At 39.2% G+C, this 17,158-nt stretch carries 12 protein-coding genes and 3 CRISPR repeat arrays (1 of these 15 cut by a window edge); of the genes, 6 read left to right on the top strand and 6 right to left on the bottom strand.

All coding sequences use genetic code 11. The features are described from left to right. Positions 1–675: a CRISPR direct-repeat array (repeat unit 35 nt; unit sequence CTTTTAGCTTCTTCGGAAGTTGATGTAATGGAAAC) (it extends 221 nt beyond the left edge of the window). A gap of 193 nt (positions 676–868) precedes the next feature. Further along, positions 869–1,185: a CRISPR direct-repeat array (repeat unit 35 nt; unit sequence CTTTTAGCTTCTTCGGAAGTTGATGTAATGGAAAC). A 188-nt stretch (positions 1,186–1,373) separates the two neighbouring features. The 6 genes from V7K76_RS33165 to V7K76_RS33140 all read left to right on the top strand — a co-directional run bounded on the left by V7K76_RS33165 (position 1,374) and on the right by V7K76_RS33140 (position 11,053). Beyond that, a complete protein-coding gene (locus V7K76_RS33165) occupies positions 1,374–4,439 on the top strand; it encodes a type III-B CRISPR-associated protein Cas10/Cmr2 (protein ID WP_335030410.1) in 3,066 nt (1,021 codons plus the stop codon). Positions 4,440–4,600: 161 nt separating this feature from the next. Beyond that, entirely contained in the window at positions 4,601–5,848 is a 1,248-nt protein-coding gene (locus V7K76_RS33160) for a type III-B CRISPR module-associated Cmr3 family protein (RefSeq protein ID WP_335030409.1), read from the top strand. 342 nt (positions 5,849–6,190) lie between these two features. Beyond that, a complete protein-coding gene (cmr4, locus tag V7K76_RS33155) occupies positions 6,191–7,075 on the top strand; it encodes a type III-B CRISPR module RAMP protein Cmr4 (RefSeq protein WP_335030408.1) in 885 nt (294 codons plus the stop codon). Beyond that, positions 7,072–7,464, top strand: a complete 393-nt coding sequence (locus tag V7K76_RS33150) for a hypothetical protein (protein WP_335030407.1) — start codon at positions 7,072–7,074, stop codon at positions 7,462–7,464. Before cmr4 ends, V7K76_RS33150 begins: the two co-directional genes overlap by 4 nt. Continuing rightward, complete coding sequence (locus V7K76_RS33145) at positions 7,464–9,458, top strand: RAMP superfamily CRISPR-associated protein (protein WP_335030405.1); 1,995 nt, start codon at positions 7,464–7,466, stop codon at positions 9,456–9,458. The genes V7K76_RS33150 and V7K76_RS33145 overlap by 1 nt, the downstream gene beginning before the upstream one ends. A gap of 32 nt (positions 9,459–9,490) precedes the next feature. Further along, positions 9,491–11,053 carry a hypothetical protein gene (locus V7K76_RS33140; protein ID WP_335030403.1) on the top strand — a complete coding sequence of 521 codons (1,563 nt, stop codon included), beginning with the start codon at positions 9,491–9,493 and terminating at the stop codon, positions 11,051–11,053. 281 nt (positions 11,054–11,334) lie between these two features. Here V7K76_RS33140 and V7K76_RS33135 read toward each other — a convergent pair whose 3' ends face one another. The 6 genes from V7K76_RS33135 to cas1 (V7K76_RS33110) form a co-directional block, all read right to left on the bottom strand. Beyond that, complete coding sequence (locus V7K76_RS33135) at positions 11,335–11,580, bottom strand: hypothetical protein (RefSeq protein WP_335030401.1); 246 nt, start codon at positions 11,578–11,580, stop codon at positions 11,335–11,337. A 116-nt stretch (positions 11,581–11,696) separates the two neighbouring features. Beyond that, entirely contained in the window at positions 11,697–12,011 is a 315-nt protein-coding gene (locus tag V7K76_RS33130) for a hypothetical protein (protein WP_335030413.1), read from the bottom strand. A 159-nt stretch (positions 12,012–12,170) separates the two neighbouring features. Next, positions 12,171–12,440: a hypothetical protein gene (locus tag V7K76_RS33125; RefSeq protein ID WP_335030399.1), complete on the bottom strand. Its 270-nt coding sequence runs from the start codon at positions 12,438–12,440 to the stop codon at positions 12,171–12,173. A 176-nt stretch (positions 12,441–12,616) separates the two neighbouring features. Next, positions 12,617–12,895: a CRISPR-associated endonuclease Cas2 gene (gene cas2, locus V7K76_RS33120; protein WP_335030398.1), complete on the bottom strand. Its 279-nt coding sequence runs from the start codon at positions 12,893–12,895 to the stop codon at positions 12,617–12,619. Positions 12,896–12,897: 2 nt separating this feature from the next. Continuing rightward, positions 12,898–14,019, bottom strand: a complete 1,122-nt coding sequence (gene cas1 / locus V7K76_RS33115) for a CRISPR-associated endonuclease Cas1 (protein WP_335030397.1) — start codon at positions 14,017–14,019, stop codon at positions 12,898–12,900. A 194-nt stretch (positions 14,020–14,213) separates the two neighbouring features. Further along, positions 14,214–14,907: direct repeats of the CRISPR family, unit length 35 nt; unit sequence GTTTCCATTACATCAACTTCCGAAGAAGCTAAAAG. A 203-nt stretch (positions 14,908–15,110) separates the two neighbouring features. Further along, positions 15,111–17,018 carry a CRISPR-associated endonuclease Cas1 gene (gene cas1 / locus V7K76_RS33110; protein WP_335030396.1) on the bottom strand — a complete coding sequence of 636 codons (1,908 nt, stop codon included), beginning with the start codon at positions 17,016–17,018 and terminating at the stop codon, positions 15,111–15,113. Positions 17,019–17,158 lie beyond the last annotated feature (140 nt).

Raw genomic sequence — 17,158 nt, 5'->3', positions numbered from 1 at the left:
AGCTTCTTCGGAAGTTGATGTAATGGAAACCGATTATTATCAAAGTTGGAATTCGCTTGAAATTCGCAACTTTTAGCTTCTTCGGAAGTTGATGTAATGGAAACTGACGCGCTTGAAGTGATCGATATCGATTAGCAAAAGCTTTTAGCTTCTTCGGAAGTTGATGTAATGGAAACATGATGACGCCTTTGTACTGGGAACATACCGATACTCCTTTTAGCTTCTTCGGAAGTTGATGTAATGGAAACTCATAGAAGCCCGCTAGCGCGAGCCTTGACCTGGCAATTCTTTTAGCTTCTTCGGAAGTTGATGTAATGGAAACAAACGGTATGAGCGTTGGCTGGACTCCTTAACAAACTTTTAGCTTCTTCGGAAGTTGATGTAATGGAAACTACTGGGTTCCGCCGCCTAGTACACGTTGTGGATCGTCTTTTAGCTTCTTCGGAAGTTGATGTAATGGAAACCCAGGGTACCTCCGGTTGTCAGCCATCCGTAAAGGCTTTTAGCTTCTTCGGAAGTTGATGTAATGGAAACTGACTAATACTCCGCCGACTTCTATGTCGGACAGACTTTTAGCTTCTTCGGAAGTTGATGTAATGGAAACTCTCGGCGACCCTGTTATACACCTCTTTGGCGTCGTCTTTTAGCTTCTTCGGAAGTTGATGTAATGGGGGAGCAATGCGATTTTGTGAGGTGCTTAAAATTCGGGTGCTAAATCACCTGTTTAGGGGTGCGATCGCAGCTAAATAACTGTTTTTATTGAGAATTTAGCTCTCTAACTGAGAATTAAAGTCCGATCTAACAAAATCGCATTGCTCCCTGTAATGGAAACATGGGGGCAGAGTCGCTGAACGCGAGAGGCAAATAAACTTTTAGCTTCTTCGGAAGTTGATGTAATGGAAACTATTCTATGTGGTTTCTCTGGCAAGCCCTTCCCCGCTTTTAGCTTCTTCGGAAGTTGATGTAATGGAAACCAAAGAAAACCGCCATTATCGCCTGTAAGATACCACTTTTAGCTTCTTCGGAAGTTGATGTAATGGAAACTATGCTATGTCAGTTCAAAAAACAGATCTGAAACCCTTTTAGCTTCTTCGGAAGTTGATGTAATGGAAACTTGCGGTGCCTAGTGCGCCCGCAGTCTGAAATGCAGCTTTTAGCTTCTTCGGAAGTTGATGTAATAGAAACATTTTTGGTCAGAAGTTAGGCTTTGACCTGGGCTATTGTTTTAGCTCTTTTTTTGACTTTTTATTTGCTGAAATAACCAAAAACAGATTTTTGTGTATAAACCTATACTATTATTTGTCATTCGCATGAAAATGAATGCAACAGGTCAGGCAGTGATATAAACTGCAATTAAGTGACTGGTAATTGGGATGAATGTTTATCACCGGAAGTTGTATGCGTTAGTGCGATCGCTAGAAACGATCAATTGGCTAGGTACAGATGTATCATATATTTACAAGGGATTAAGCTGTTTAGCCCCACATTTAGAGGAATTGCAGACTTGGTGGGAAGACGGAAATATAGGAACAAGTATTAGCAGTTCCTCAGATAGGATTAACCTTAATTCCACTGCACAGCCAGGAGAGATGGATAATATTGTGGTTCGCCATCCCATCAGTGGACAAGAACAAACAATTACTGTTTCGGCATTCAATACACAGATAGATATTAGTAAAATTGCGGCAGAATCCGATGAAAAAATAGTATTTTGGTGGTTTTGGCGATACTTCCCCGAACAACTAGCACATCTGGACGCAGAGAATGCTTTATTGATTCCCACACACCGAATTTTACCAGACTGCCCATTGCATAGTTACCAAAGTACCGTTTCGGCACTGACTGGGGCAATTTTTCCTGATGGAGAGGAGTCAAACTCTTTAAAAGAAGCTCCTTATTTATTATTATTTACTTTCTCGCCAGTACAAGAATTTATCAAGTCATCGCGGAAGTTTCTTGACTTTTGGGCAGGTTCGTTTTTACTACACTATTTTAGTGCATTAGTATGTTTTGAAGCCGCCAAACTTTATGGACCAGATGCAGTAATTACCCCTTCACTATGGAATCAGGAAATAATTGATGCTTTCCTCATTCAAGAATATCCCCAAATTCGAGATATTTTGAGAAATTCTCAACAACCAAATAATGACCCTACAACTAGATTTGATCATGATCCCCAATCTCAAAGTTTAAGTACAGCAGGTTTTCCAAATGTGATTACCGTTTTAGTTCCTAACCAAAAAAGTGCTACTGAGTTAGGTAATAAACTTGATAATCTGCTCAAAAGTCGTTGGCTGTCAATGAGTCAGAAAGTGCGGACTTGTATTAAAAATCAAGTGATCAATTTACTAAATAGCGAAAATCAAATTGCAGAAATATGGCAGCAAATATCTGAAGAATTTCCGAATTTAGAAGCAGATGACTTGAGAAAACAACTCAGGCAATTCCATCAACAAGGATGCTGGGAGTGGAATAAATTATGGGACGCTCAAATTGAGAATACTTGGGAAACTTACTTTGTTGCCGTTCCCTTTGGGCATCCCGAAAAACCTTTAGAAATTGACACAACCAACTTGGATGAATATCAACGTCAAGAATGGATAACATTACAAAATCAGATAGCCAGACCAATTATTGACCTGCCAAGTCAAGCTGAACTAAATGCTTACAATAAATTAAATGTTGGCTCTTTGTGGGGAAGCTTACAAGCACGTCTTGGTAATACAATTCAAGCGATTAAAAACACCCGTGCTTGGCAAATTCCGGTTGCACCTGGAGAACGTTCAACCCTATCAGGTCTGTATAGTGCAGTGCATCCCCGGTTTGTTTATGAACAATTTCCAAACGGATTTGGGATGCCTTCAGAATCATTACGCCTATTTTGGCGGGTGATAGGACTTGCTTTTCCAGGATTATTTAATGGTTCAGAGAAACTGAATGCCATTGAGTTAACTAAGCGGATGGCTTGGAAACATGGTGGTGTCGCCAAATCATTGGGGATTCCATTAGATGATAACGATGATGACGATGATGACTATGAAAAATTAATTCGTTTCCCTAATCTTTCTTCCATTGCTGCGGCACATTTTGCAACTCATCATCCCGAAAAAATCGAGGAATATTGGCAAGATTTGCGAGGGGAGATATACAGAGAACTCAATTCCAAACACGATATATTTTGTTCTCGTACCCGTCGTCCTTTTCAAGTTAAACGTGCAGATGCTGCTTTAAAAGAGAGAACAAATTACGGTAATGGTTACAACGGTGTCATGTTTTCTAGCAAATGGCTTGCTGATGACATGAATTTGAATCGAACCGAAACAAATATACTGCGTACTGTTCTTGATAAAGTACAAAAAGACCACTTTGGAGATAGCAGTCCTGCTGACTGGTGGGTGTTGGTACTCGGTGATGGTGATGGGATGGGAAACTACGTTAACGGACGCAAACTGAAATGTTACCAAGATTATATAGTGAGGGATTTATTGGATACAAGCAACATCGCAGACCAAGATTTAAGCGAATTACTCGGAACTAAGAAACGCATGGGGCCTGCTACCCACATCGGATTAAATCGAGCCTTGCTAGATTTCTCTAACCGCTTAGTACCTTATATTACTGAGCAACGCTTTTGCGGTAGAGTAATTTATAGTGGTGGTGATGATGTCATGGCTGCATTACCCCTTGCAGATTTACCTCAGTTTTTGCGTTCTCTGCGTGCTGCGTGGTGCGGTGCAGAAGACCCAGAAGGAGAGTTTATTGATAGAGGTGGTTACTGGCAATGGGATACAAAAAACTCAAATCCTAAGCCAAATCCTGGCGATATTCCAGCGAGGCCATTATTCACAATGGGTGAAGAAGCAACAATGAGTTTGGGAATTGTTATTGCACACAAAAGCGTTCCCTTACCGACTGTATTAGAAAAACTATGGGATGCAGAAAAGGAAGGTGCAAAAAAGCTTGTAGGTGGAGTGATTACAGTTGGAGATAACCCGAAACAAGAGAAGCGAATTCCCGACAAAGATGGTTTGTGTTTCCGGGTAATTTACGGTTCTGGTAATACCTTAGAAGCCTTGATGAAGGGTCATTTACTCGAAGGTTGGTGGAAGTTTATTCAAGCCAGTCAAAAGTATGAAACATTTGATTTGACTCCAGTATTGTATCGGTTAGCGGAGGAATTACCCCGTCATGCCGAAATTACCGAAGATAAGGGATTATTTCAGAAAGTTGCACAAGTTGTATTATCTAGTAGAAACGAAGAACTTCCCAAAACAGTTGAAGATGCACTTTTAAATTGGTTGGATGCTTGGGAAGAGTGGGCTTGGGGTGCAAACCAAACAGCTAACCAACGCCAGATTCCAGCTTTAGGAAGTGAACCCGAAGATATTGCCATGTTATTGAGGTTTACTGCATTTTGGGTATCGAAACAAATTTCATAGGTATTCATTTTGCATTTTAATTTAACAAAGTTTAGGGGTTTAATTCCCCAGCAATACAGGCAGCACGTTTTGTGTCGGGGTAAAATCCCCGTTACAAAACTTAATTACGAATTACGAATTACGAATTACGAATTACGAATTATTTTAATGGTAACAAGATTATGCAATGGTACAAAATTGAACCACTTGATGTTTTACTATTCCGGGAAGCGAAACCTTTTTCGCCAGGCGAAGGTGCTTGGGCTAAGGGGATCTTTCCTCCCATGCCAAATGCTGTTTTTCAAGCGTTACGTTGGGCTGTTAACTCGCAAGTTGAAGTTGCTACAAGCGATCGCGAATTCAAGCAAAAAGCAGAAGAGAAGCTGCAATTTATCGGGCCATTTTTACTGCGCGATGTACCTAATGGTCAGGAACTTTGGCTACCAACTCCCAAAGATTTGCTGTGCTTGAAGATACGCAGTCAAAATCTAGAGGAGAATTCCGAATATGACAAAATTGGAGAATTAGAGAAATGGTCACGTCTTGTTTGCTTGCAACCTAACGATATTAATAGTCCTGAGTGGCAATATGTTATTTGTGGTTCGGGTTCCCTTGGTGAAAGTCAGACCGAAAATCAATTTGTACCAATGGTTCCTCCCACTCCTTCGGAGAGTGAGGATATCTGCAATAGCCTGGAGTCAAGGGGAAAGCAAGAATGGATTAGCGGTCGTCCATTTGCTTGGATTAAGGCTTCGGCGTTAGTTCGCTACCTCAAAGGAGAAAGTTTAACTAACCCTGAAGATTTTCATTCTGACCCTTGGAGTAGCCAAGTTTTACCGCACATTCAAATGTCAACAGATAAGCGTCAGGTAAAAGATGAGGATGGTTATTTTACTGAAGTTGCGGTGCGGTTACATACTAGTTGGCAGCTAGTTGTTGCGGTAAATGCAGACATCGAACCATCAGTTGTGCGTTTGGGTGGTGAAGGACACCGTGCTTTGGTGTCTCCTCTTGCTAGTTTACCCGATTGGGAGAAGATTAAACCTTTTATGGAACAGGATGGTAGTAGCAAAGCTTATCTTTTGACCCCAGGACTTGCTCAAAGCCACCCAGAAAACTATATTTATGGTGTTTATCCCCATACTTGGCGCGAATGTCTCATCAGTTGTGCTAGCGATCGCGCCATTCTTTGGGGTGGTAAATCAGTCTTTCCTCAAAAACCCATGTTACCCCAACGGGCGTTTGTGCCACCTGGTACTGTGTATCGATTTTACGATGGGGTTAATAATATCGGTCGAGTTTTACCAAGTCATTACTTCAACTCGGAGATTGCACAATGGCAGCAGAGGAATTCTGACACTCAGCCGGAGTTAAAGTGGTTGGAGACGTTAGCTAGTTTAAATTACGGAATTTTACTTTGGAGCAAGTAACTATGAATACTAATCTACCTAACATATAAAAGAACCAATAAACCGCGCCTTTGAACAAAAAGGATCTTACAGGTGAGTAGAAATAAATTTGTCATTCGCATGAATTGGACGTGATTTAAATTTTTTATCAATTAGACTAAGTAAGTCTTTTGAGATATAAGTGCATGAAAACTTTCGCAAGCTTTATGTTTTGTTGCAAGAGCTAACAAGTGTTAGCCGATCTGCTGATATAAGTAGTTCCTCAGATCAAGTGAACCTAGAACAAACGCCTCAAGCTGGTGATAACAGTTTTCAACTAATCTAACTGAAAAGCGTTTTTATGGCATTATGGGGTCAAAGACTATGACGAATCATCTAACTTATCTGTATTTATTAACACCATTGCATACTGGAGGCAGTTCTAGTGAGGGTAATACGATGGGTATTGCTCGTGAAGTTCACACAGAATTTCCTTATCTACCTGCTTCCTCGCTGCGGGGTAAAATTCGCTCTCAATTGGAAGACAAACATCCTGAAGAAGCCAAAATATTTTTTGGACATAAGATTGAAAATGGTCAACAACCTACTGAAGGAGAAATATGGTTTGCTGATGCAACGCTGCTGTTTTTTCCCATTGCCTCTTTGAGTCATCATTTAGTTTGGATCACTTGCCCCTTGTGGCTGGAACGTTGGAACCGTTGGCTACCTAAATCACCTCTGCAACCAATTATCAAACAATCTCGGCAGATTTTATCGAAACAAGAGTCAGAGCAAAAATCAGCAGTAGTAAGCTTCAATACTGAAAAACTCTACCTGCAAACAGCACTTTTGAACAAATCAGATATCCAAAAAATAGATGTAAAAGTGCTTTCAGATATGATTCTCCCCATCACATCTGCTGGGGGAATCGTTTCTCAGCTAACAGAGAAATTAGTAATTCTGACAGATGAAGACTGCATAGCATTGGTAGAAACAGGCTTACAGCGAGAAGTCCGAGTGGCACTAGAGGAGAAATCCAAAACTGTTAAAGGTGGTTCTTTTCGTTCAGAGGAAGCAATTCCTCCAGAAACGCTGCTGTTCTTTCCTTGGGGTATCAAAGCAGGGAAGGAAACTTCTAAAACTGCTAATATTCGTACTTCTACATCGCAAATCTTAAATGATAAATTGCAATTTGGCGGTTTAGAAGGGTTAGGTAGAGGTTGGGCTGATCTAAAAACGATTGTTCTTAAGAAAGAAGATACACCATGAAACTTGATTCACGGAAGTTTAGTCAAGAAGCTTATGCAGCATTGACTGCAATAGAAAAGGACTTAGATAAGAAGTATCACAAAAAAGCGAGTAGTTTAATACAAGGGCTAACACCGTATATATCTACTTGGGGATTACATCGGCTGAGTGGAGATGCTAAAAAATTTTTAAATGGCAAAGCAGAAGATACGAAATACAAAGGTAAGGTTTATAAAAAGTTTCTCAGTTCGCTAAAAAGTTTTAGTGGTCAGAACTTTAACGTTGACGATGAAGGTAGTTTAATAAATATGCCCCTTAAAGAATACACCGCTCTTAATCGCTTGGCGATTGAGTTGGCACGAGAATGGTCTTTTTGGGCATCTGCTATTTTAGGGGAGCCGGAGGAATAATGAATTACAATACTCAATGGCAGGCTATTCTAGAAAAACTCAAAAAAGATAAGAATCCTCTTTACGAGCTGCTTAAAGATAGTGGACTAGATGAAGATGGGGATAATCTCAAGTTGTATATTCCTAATGAAGACAATAAAAAACTAGCTCAAGCCAAAATTCCCAAAATTAAAGTAAAGCTCCCTAGTGACTGGCAAAATAAAAGGTTGAATATTGTAGTTGGTGAACCACCTGTACAAACTCAAAAATCTTCAACTAGAAAGTCTGTTAACCAGCCAAATGTCCACTCAATTTCATCACCAGCAATGGGCAAACCAAAAAGTCTTCAAAGTCCACTTCAAAAATTAAATAGCTTTGTAAAGTTTGACTTGGACAGAAATGGTAATGAACTAGTTCAAGGTGCGCTAGAAGCAGCCGCCACTGCTGATGAAACTTGTGAAAGTCTATATCAACAACTCACAGAGAAAACTAGAAAACTAGCCGATGACACAATCACGATACAGTTTTCCTGGCGGCTGCGTGTTGGAGGAATGCGGGGGTTTCGAGAATTATTATTGCCTGTATTCCATCCGGTATATGGCGTACCTTACATTCCATCTAGTAGCCTCAAAGGTGCAATTAGAGCGATCGCACTTCAGGACAAGTCTAATTTTTCTGAGGTAGAGCGTCTATTGGGAACTCTTGATCGTGGCATCGGGTGTGTACAGATTCTCGATGCTTTCCCCACTGCCCCTTCTCTCAGTGTTGATATGGCTAACCCTCAATGGCATTGGGAGAATGGACAGGTGAGGTATAACTCTGTTCCTCATGCTTTGCTGTCGATGAAACACCCTGAATTTGTTATTGGGTTAAGTCGCACTAGTAGGAGTAAGAATGTAGATGATGTGCAAACAGTCAAGAATTGGTTGGAGAAAGCTTTAGCCGCAGGAATTGGTTCACGAGTTAGTGCAGGATATGGCAGAACAGCTTTGAGTGCTGGTTTAGAATATTCGTCATCGCATGATTTCCAGCTATGGACGCAGGGAATCTACGGGGCTGATACTAAAAACTCAGAGTTTCGCCCTGTGGCACTACGGGGAATGTTAAGGTACTGGTTTAGAGCGATCGCACTTAGTCTTTATTCACCTGTTGAATCAAAAGAACTTGAAGCAGTTCTATTTGGGACAATAGACCCTAAAAGTAACGAAGGAAGTATACGCATTGGAGTGGAATGGGAAGAAGGAGAAAAGAACGGAAGTGATTATTATCCTTACTTTTATAAAGGGAAGATTCTTTTAGAATCTAAAATCGAACAACACCTCACATTGATTAAAAAAATATTGTACCTATCATCTCATATAGCGGGTATAGGTAGGGGGGCGCGCCGTCCTCTGCATTGGAATAGTCCCAGGATGCGAGGGTGTTATTGGGAACTTTCTGAGAAGAAACTACTTTGTGACCAGAAGGCTTGGCAAGACTTAATCCAAGAAGTTTTGAACGCATTTTCAGTAGTTAAAAATCCTCAAATTTTACTGGATACTAGCAAAATCTCAGGTTTGAATAAATCTACTGTTACCCGTCCAGTTAAACATTCTACTATTTCACCTCCTGTAAAACCCTCCCAAAGGACTGATACTGCTGGTAATTTTAATAATTCTAATAATCGTCTTCAGGATGTTTTAAGTAATAAGGCAAGTATTTATTTAGTACCTTGCCCAAAAATGAAACATCCTGATCATGTCCAGAAATGGTCAGAAGAAGGGCATACTGAGTCAGTAATCGGTCAAGCTTTAAAGTTGCTTTATAGCAGCCAAAAATATAAAGGTCAAAACCGTGATGGACTTGGCAATCCTGAAGTTGGTGGTAAGTTAGGGATTCCTTCTTTTGTGATCATTCAGTCTAATTTTCCTGATTCTGGACAACCTTATCAGGCTGTGACAGTGTTTGGTACAGATCATAAGGATCGCGCTGCCTTTATTAAAGATTTACCAGAGGCTTCTATTAAAGTCTTGTAAATTTCATTATTTCAATAGGGAAAATAAATAAAATGGCGATTTTAATTGCAAACCTCGGAACTTCTGATATTGCCATCAAACTTGACGGCTTTAACTACTATCTACCAATTTTTGATCGTGGTGAACCGAATGAGGATTTGTCTGGTTTAAACAGTGACGAGCTAGATATTTGGGAAAAGAGAAATAATTATGCAGAACTACTTTGTGATGAATTAAATGTCAAGTATACCAAACAGGAATCAAGTCGTGGTATTCAAATTGATTTTTTGTTTACAGAATTTAGTCAAAATTTGCTAAAAGCATATTTACTTGATCCAGATACCTGGCATAATCGGATTCGTCCTGGTAGAATCGGAGGTGTAATTCTAGATGCAATAAAAAAATTTGAACTTCCAGAAATTTATCTATTTGTTACCAACCAGAATCCCCAGCATAAGTTAGACACAATTTATCTCTTTGACATTCTTAATCGCTGGTTCAAACAGGAATATAATTTGCAATTAACAGCGCAAAAAATTCCTATCAAAGTTACAGCTAAAGAAGCAGATGAACTACTTGATTATTACTATCAATTCTTTGCTAAAAGTATTAAGAGTGATTCTACCGTATTAGTCAGCATTAAGGGTGGTACACCTCAGATGCAAACAGCTTTAAAAATGCAAGCTCTTGCGTCTTCTGTATCACGGTTAATATTTATTGACCCACAGTTTGATATTAGCACAAGTCTAGCAGGTAAGTTTTCTGATTGTAAACTAACTTCCTACTGGCGATATATGCGAACACAAAAATATCAGATAGTGAAACTCTTATTGGAAGAAAACCATTGGGACTTTAATGGCTCAATTCAAATTTTGCAAGACTGGCAAGCAGTTTTGAAGTTTTTTATAAGTTATCATGTGATTGGCTATGATGATATAGCTAAAAGTAATGAAGCAATATCAAGAATTATTAAAACTTTAGAACTTGGCATTAATAGCTTTAATTTAGATATTAGATCCGCTCAGTTATTTTTGCAGAAGAATTATCAACTTAACCTTTCTAAGAGATTAGCTAGCGAAGTTAATAGCTATGATGAAGTTTTAAACTTATATACCCAATGCCGAATTTATTGGAAATTAAATCAGATAGCCAATTTTTTATCTCGAATGTCTTCTTTTTATGAAGCGGTACTAGAAAAATTGGCTAGAAATTTAGGCTGTTATGCAGATTTTAGGCGTTTAGACAATCGCTTTGATAAACGTGATTTTGTAGGTAATCAAATTCAAGTCCGTAATATTGCCAAGGAAGTACAGGATTGGAAAGAAATATTAAGTCTGCTAAAAAGTCTAGATTTTTGGTGTAGACAGCGTAACAATTTAATTCATAGTGCTGAAGGAGTGTCTCAGACGCGAATGCAAGAATTATTTAACCAAGAAATTAAAATTAATACTGTTGTATGCGCTCCCAATTATATTGTGAAGAATATGGCAGAAATTCTTAAAAGTGACATGAAAATTGTCAAAAATGAATATAGACATATATTTGTAGGTGAAAATCAAGAATATTACATTTATTCGGAAGTAAAAAACTGGGTTATTCAAACTTTAGACACATGATGGTTTATACTCTAATTGCGAAGTTGATGTCATGGAAACTTCGATCGGACACATCTTCATATTCATCGGGGAGTTGGCTTTTAACTTATTCGGAAGTTGAATTTTTAGCCTATTTCAATTCCCAAATATAGCAATCATAAATCATTCGTGAAAAGTTAGATACCCTACTTAGTAAAAAGGTAAAAGTAATCCAAGATAAATCTCGTTTTACTTTTAACTTCAGACCTTTAAATCGGTCAAAACGCAGATGTTTCCATTAAATCAACTTCCGAAGAAGCTAGCTAATTCAAATTATCTGTTTCTGAAGTTTTTCGCACTCCTTGCAAATCAAAAATAATCAAGAACTTGATATCTTTGTTTGAGTTATGCAACACCTGAATATAAGCTTCTGCATCATCGCGTTGACGAAATCGTGCTACAACGTTACAATTGTCATTTACCACAGGAACTTCAACAATATCTAACTGTTGTTGATTGGGTAAAATACGGATAACGCACCACGGATGCAACTGCTTATAATAGGTCATAATAACCACCTCACAAATGCTGATAAGCCTCATCAGCACCAGCCTTGAATTAACTAGTAACACCATAAGTCTGAAGTATTTGTGAAAACATAGCAAGATGCTATTGACAAATACTCTTATTTATGAATTAGAGAATTAGAATTAAGGTCTAACCAGTGCAATACTTCATAGGGAATCTCCTCAAAATGTTCGAGTAATAAGTCCATCAAAGCCAGATGTAACGAATCATTCCGCGTTGGGTAACGTTGATTTTTACCATTTCTAAACCAGCCGCGCACAGTAGAATCAGAACGGAAACATATCAAAGCAATTTGTTCGTAACTTACGCCCCACTTGGCATAAAATTCTGCTGGTGTTATGCCAAATTTCCAATTACTGTAAAGTAAAATTAGATGTTGCTCACGCGTGGTAATTTGACGAGGATTAGACATCATGAATTATTCAAAAGTAAAAAGGGATAAGTTGGAATAAATATTCAGTTCGTTTTAACAGAGTACGGTGGGTTTAAGTCCCCCGGTTCAATAACCGGTAAGTTTTGGGTCGGGGTCTAAATCCCCGTCACAAAACTTACTTGCGACTTGCGACTTGTTTTAATGGGAATCTAAATGCGTCACCTCAATCATTTCTCCCTCCCTATATCGCCAATAAAATCGCTTCGCCATTGATGCAGCCGAACTCCAAATATCACCTTGTTTAGTACGACACCGATGAGTTCTCAAACTCCGGTAAACTGGGCCATTATTAGCGAAACATTCAAAAGCTTTTTCGTATTGTTTCCGGTCTTTTTTTGGTAAATCATCAAGTTGTTTTTGAACTTTCGCAGCAAAAATCAAACAAAACTTGACAGATTGAATTTGCATTCAATTATTTATAGTTATCCCAAATCGACCGAAAGTGTAGGTTCATTTTGACGCTATGGGGGTGCGCGTGCTTGCTTGCAAATATTCATTTTGGTTAGAATTGAATGGCGCTAAGAAAAGCTCAAAGGCTTGTGTAGCCTCGTTAAGAGTCAGGGCGAGGTCTGTATCTTAAGTTACTAAACGATGAATGCTGCATCATCAATGCTAAATTCAGCTTGCGTCCCCACCACTGCGATTTTGCAACGAGTGTGTGCAGACATGGGATAAAATCTCACTTGGTCTTCGCGTCGGTTAACGAGTCGTGTTAGGTATTTAGATAAGCTTTCAAATTGTTTCTCATCCAAAACACACTCAAAAACCGATTTTTGTACCCGCAACCCATAGCTTTCGAGGAGTTTTGATACCTTATTGCGACGGGTGTCGCTAACGATGTCGTAGCAAACTAAGTAAAACATAACTACTTCACCAAGGTTAATGCTGGTTTTTGGCTTTCAGCGATATTGGTGAAACTGTGATGATTTGGGTGGAATTTTAAAGCCAAGGGACGATAATATTCCACATCCCCTAACAGAGACGAAATATATTCCCGTACCTGTAAATCTATACATTGACGGTAAGTGACTTCTCCAGCATAAGGATGCAACACAAAAGTTTTCAATTTCCCTTCCCAATGTTGCAGAAAACGTTGCAGAAGGGTATTAGATTTTTTCCCATTTCCATTTCCATTCCCATTAGTGTTAATAATATTTCGGGCAAAATTTAACACCAAATCATCTACTATGGGGGCGCGAAATTCGGCGCTAAAATCCCATGCTAAAGGAAGTTCATTATCCCTGTCGCGGTGTAAAATTCCATAATCTGGGTGGAGTCCTGCGGTTTGGAGATGGGTGTAAATATATTGATGTAGCAGTTGATTTCCCAGGTTTAAGAATCTGCTGATTTGTTTTGCAGTTGTGTGAGGATGTAAGTTATACAAACTGAGTAAAGAAGTAACAGCACAGTAGTAAACCTTGTCTGCTTCTTTGATATATTCGTGCAGTTCGTCGATGGATGGTGCTGCTGATAAATTATCCATCAACAGTGTTAAATAATTCAATGCGCGTTGGATTTTATGGTCTGCATATTGACGAGTCCAACTTTGCAGAAAGGTCTGCTGATTGTGCAGCTTTGCCCAAATTATACTTTCTGCTGTTGCGCGATTAAATTCAATATCACGCAAGCGTTGGCGCTGGAAAGTTAGGTATTTACTTTGGACTATTGAAGGGTTTTCTACACGTCCTACATATTCACCCATTTGGGTTAAATATAAGACGGGTATTTGATTTAAACGAACTATTTGCATGACATCTTTTGGTAGTTTTATGTTACCAAAGATGATGAATTGGCTAATATTGTTAATGCGGATAAAGAAGCGCTGTTTCTCTTGTCGGAATACCTTAAAATATTGTCCTTGGATTTTGAAGGTTGCGTCATTCTCAGTGATGTAAATTGTAGACATAGGTAAAGTTAAGTAAAGAGGATGAGGTAAAAAGTTAAAGGCTTTATTGATGTCGCCATTTAACTTTTTACTTGATCCCATCTTCCCAAATGTCTATATGAGTATGTATTTGAGTTAAAGCTATTTTTATATGACTTTGTATATGAGTTATATGACTTGGAATTAGCTATAAAAAAATCGGAGTGGGGTTCTCCGATTTGGTAATTTATTTAAGTCATTTTCCGAAGAAGCTAAAAGAATCTGGGAAGAGATGACACACGGCAGGAACGCCCGTGGTTTCCATTACATCAACTTCCGAAGAAGCTAAAAGCGACGAAAGTGGGATCGAAGGCCTCGCGCTGACTGCCAGGTTTCCATTACATCAACTTCCGAAGAAGCTAAAAGAAAGGAAGAAGAGTTTAAACAAGAAGAAGCCCGCGTAAAAGTTTCCATTACATCAACTTCCGAAGAAGCTAAAAGCCCTAGTCTATGATCACCTTGTTTCAAAGGTACAAACAGTTTCCATTACATCAACTTCCGAAGAAGCTAAAAGGCGTTCATATCCTGGCTTTTCTAGGGGCGCAGTATGGTTTCCATTACATCAACTTCCGAAGAAGCTAAAAGACTTTCCAAAGAGGATTTTGGCAATGCCGCATTTGGTTTCCATTACATCAACTTCCGAAGAAGCTAAAAGATCATTGGACCTTCCAATGCTCCGGCGGGAAGTGAGTTTCCATTACATCAACTTCCGAAGAAGCTAAAAGACCACTGTTCAGCAATCTTCCCCCACAACCAGTGGGGCAAATGTTTCCATTACATCAACTTCCGAAGAAGCTAAAAGCTTTATACTTGGCCCGGCAGAACGGTTGGAGAGCAATATGTTTCCATTACATCAACTTCCGAAGAAGCTAAAAGACATTTCAAACCAGCATGGGCAAAGATGACAGGTGAAATTGTTTCCATTACATCAACTTCCGAAGAAGCTAAAAGGCTACCGCTCGAAAGCTTTGCCCTGAGCTAATCCTACAGCACTTTTTTGTGGGATGCAAACTTTGACCCAAATTATTGAGAATAATATTGAATAAACACCTCCCTTCACCGCTTCAAACCCTTATGTGGAGAGTGATTTGTGGGATAGAACGAAAGAATCAGGGTTTCAGGCATTGTGTCTATCCCACAAATAGTATACTAGACTACAATTTCCAAGTCATCGGACGATACACTGGAACCTCACCCATCAAGCAAGCAACATACTCCCGTATCTGTAACTCAATACAACGACGATACGCCACCTTATAACCAGTATTTGGATGTGTCGTCTCCGACTGTAACTTTTCCTCCCAATGCTTGAGATACTTTTTCAACGCACTTGCTTGTAAATATACACCTCCACGCTCATCAGGAGAAGTAAAATCTTCAGGAGTTAAGATTTTTTTATTCACAACATAAGCCACAAATGAATCAACAACTTGAGCGCGAAACTCTTCCATCAAATCAGAAACTAAAGCCGGATGGTTATCACGGGGAGTATGCAAATTTCCAAAATGTGTATGCAATCCAACTGACTGAACAAAAGAAAATACCTGCTGACTTAATAAAGTATAACCCAAACTCATTAAACTATTAATTGGATCGGTAGGCGGACGCTTGGTGCGTTTATCGAAAGTAAAGAAACCAGTAAACAAAGAACCCAAAGCTTGAAAATATATCGTAGCAGCTTTGCCTTCATATCCCCGCAGTGCGTCCATACTTGCTGCTTGGGGTAAACTATCAATTAAAACATTAATCAAATCTATTCCTTGGGTAGCAAGTTCTGTCTCCCGCCGACGATTTAAACGCATTAACAAAATGCGAGAGTTATGTAGTTTTCCGGCAACAATTGCTTCTGCTTGCTGACGAACAAAGGTGGAATTTTCACAACATTGAACCTGTCTCATTAAATATTCCACTTTGGCATCTCCTTGCACAGATGTATGTCCAAAATATCTGCCTTTTTGCGAAAGATACATGATGGGTATTCGTCGGATTAACGCCATACTCACTGCACCATGTGAGACATTACAACAACCAAACATAACGATATTACTCACCCGTGTTACTGGAACTTTGATTTTCAATTCTTGTTGATAAAACACCTGAAACTGCTGATTTTTGACACTTAAGTAAGCGCCTTGGTCGGTGACGTATAATGTACTCATAAAATCCTGCCAATAATGTGAAATTGCGGCTCTAGGAAAATTGAGAGGTTTATCGATGCTGCAAGCTTTGGGTGGACGAGAAACGGGTTTTGTCGGTCTTGGTTTGTGGCGAAAATAAGGTGTACCCGAATCGTTAATTACCCATTCTCCCTCTCGTACAGGTTCCGGTGGAGGCGGGGCGTACACTTTACCATTAGCAAATCGATAACCCAAAAAAATCAACTCATCATCGGGACTAAAAATCTGTGTCTTGTCAGGTTGTAGAGTTAAATAAACCTCTCTCAACCAACTAGTAATTTTGTCAAGAATACGATTAGCTTCTGAGAAATTACTACAGGCGATGACAAAATCATCACCATATCTAACTAAATTAATCCCCTGATTGAGACATTTTCGATCAAAATTAGTCAGGTATAAATTAGCTAATGCCCCAGAAAGTATACCCCCTTGCAATACCCCTTTGCCAAAATTGCGGTATTGTCCACCAATGATGATTCCCGACTTCAAATGCTGCTCTAGCAGATGTAATACAATGGGTTGAAGCTGTAATTCCTCCAATTCAGTTAGCAATAATGCCCAAGAAAGATTATCAAAAAAATCAGTAATATCTGTCTTGATAACCCATTTCGGTTGATACTGATAATAGCCATACAAATGCTGCACTGCCTGTTGAATATTACGTCCGGGGCGATAAGCGTAACTACAATCAAGAAAGGTATCTTCTAAGGGAAAATACAACTCATCAAGTAGCAAACGCTGTACAATTCTATCCCGCACTATGGGGACACCAACTAATCTTTTAGTGCCATTTTTCTTAGGCACATAAAAACCTTTAGCGGGACTTGCAGTATAAGTTTCATACTCAATCTGTGATGCCAAATTGTCTAATTGTTCAGTAGCCATTGACTCAAACAACTCAACAGAAATGCCATCAATACCCGCCGCTTTATGTGACTTGAAGAAGATTTTGGACAGGTTTGGAAGAAGATTTTGGACAGGTTGCAGACTGAAATACTTATAACTTCGTTAAGAAAAGAATAAAG

It is taken from the genome of Nostoc sp. (genome assembly GCF_036917975.1).
GTDB lineage: Bacteria > Cyanobacteriota > Cyanobacteriia > Cyanobacteriales > Nostocaceae > Nostoc.
Note: the sequence above shows the minus strand (reverse complement) of the source record. Positions and strands in the feature narration are given on the sequence as shown.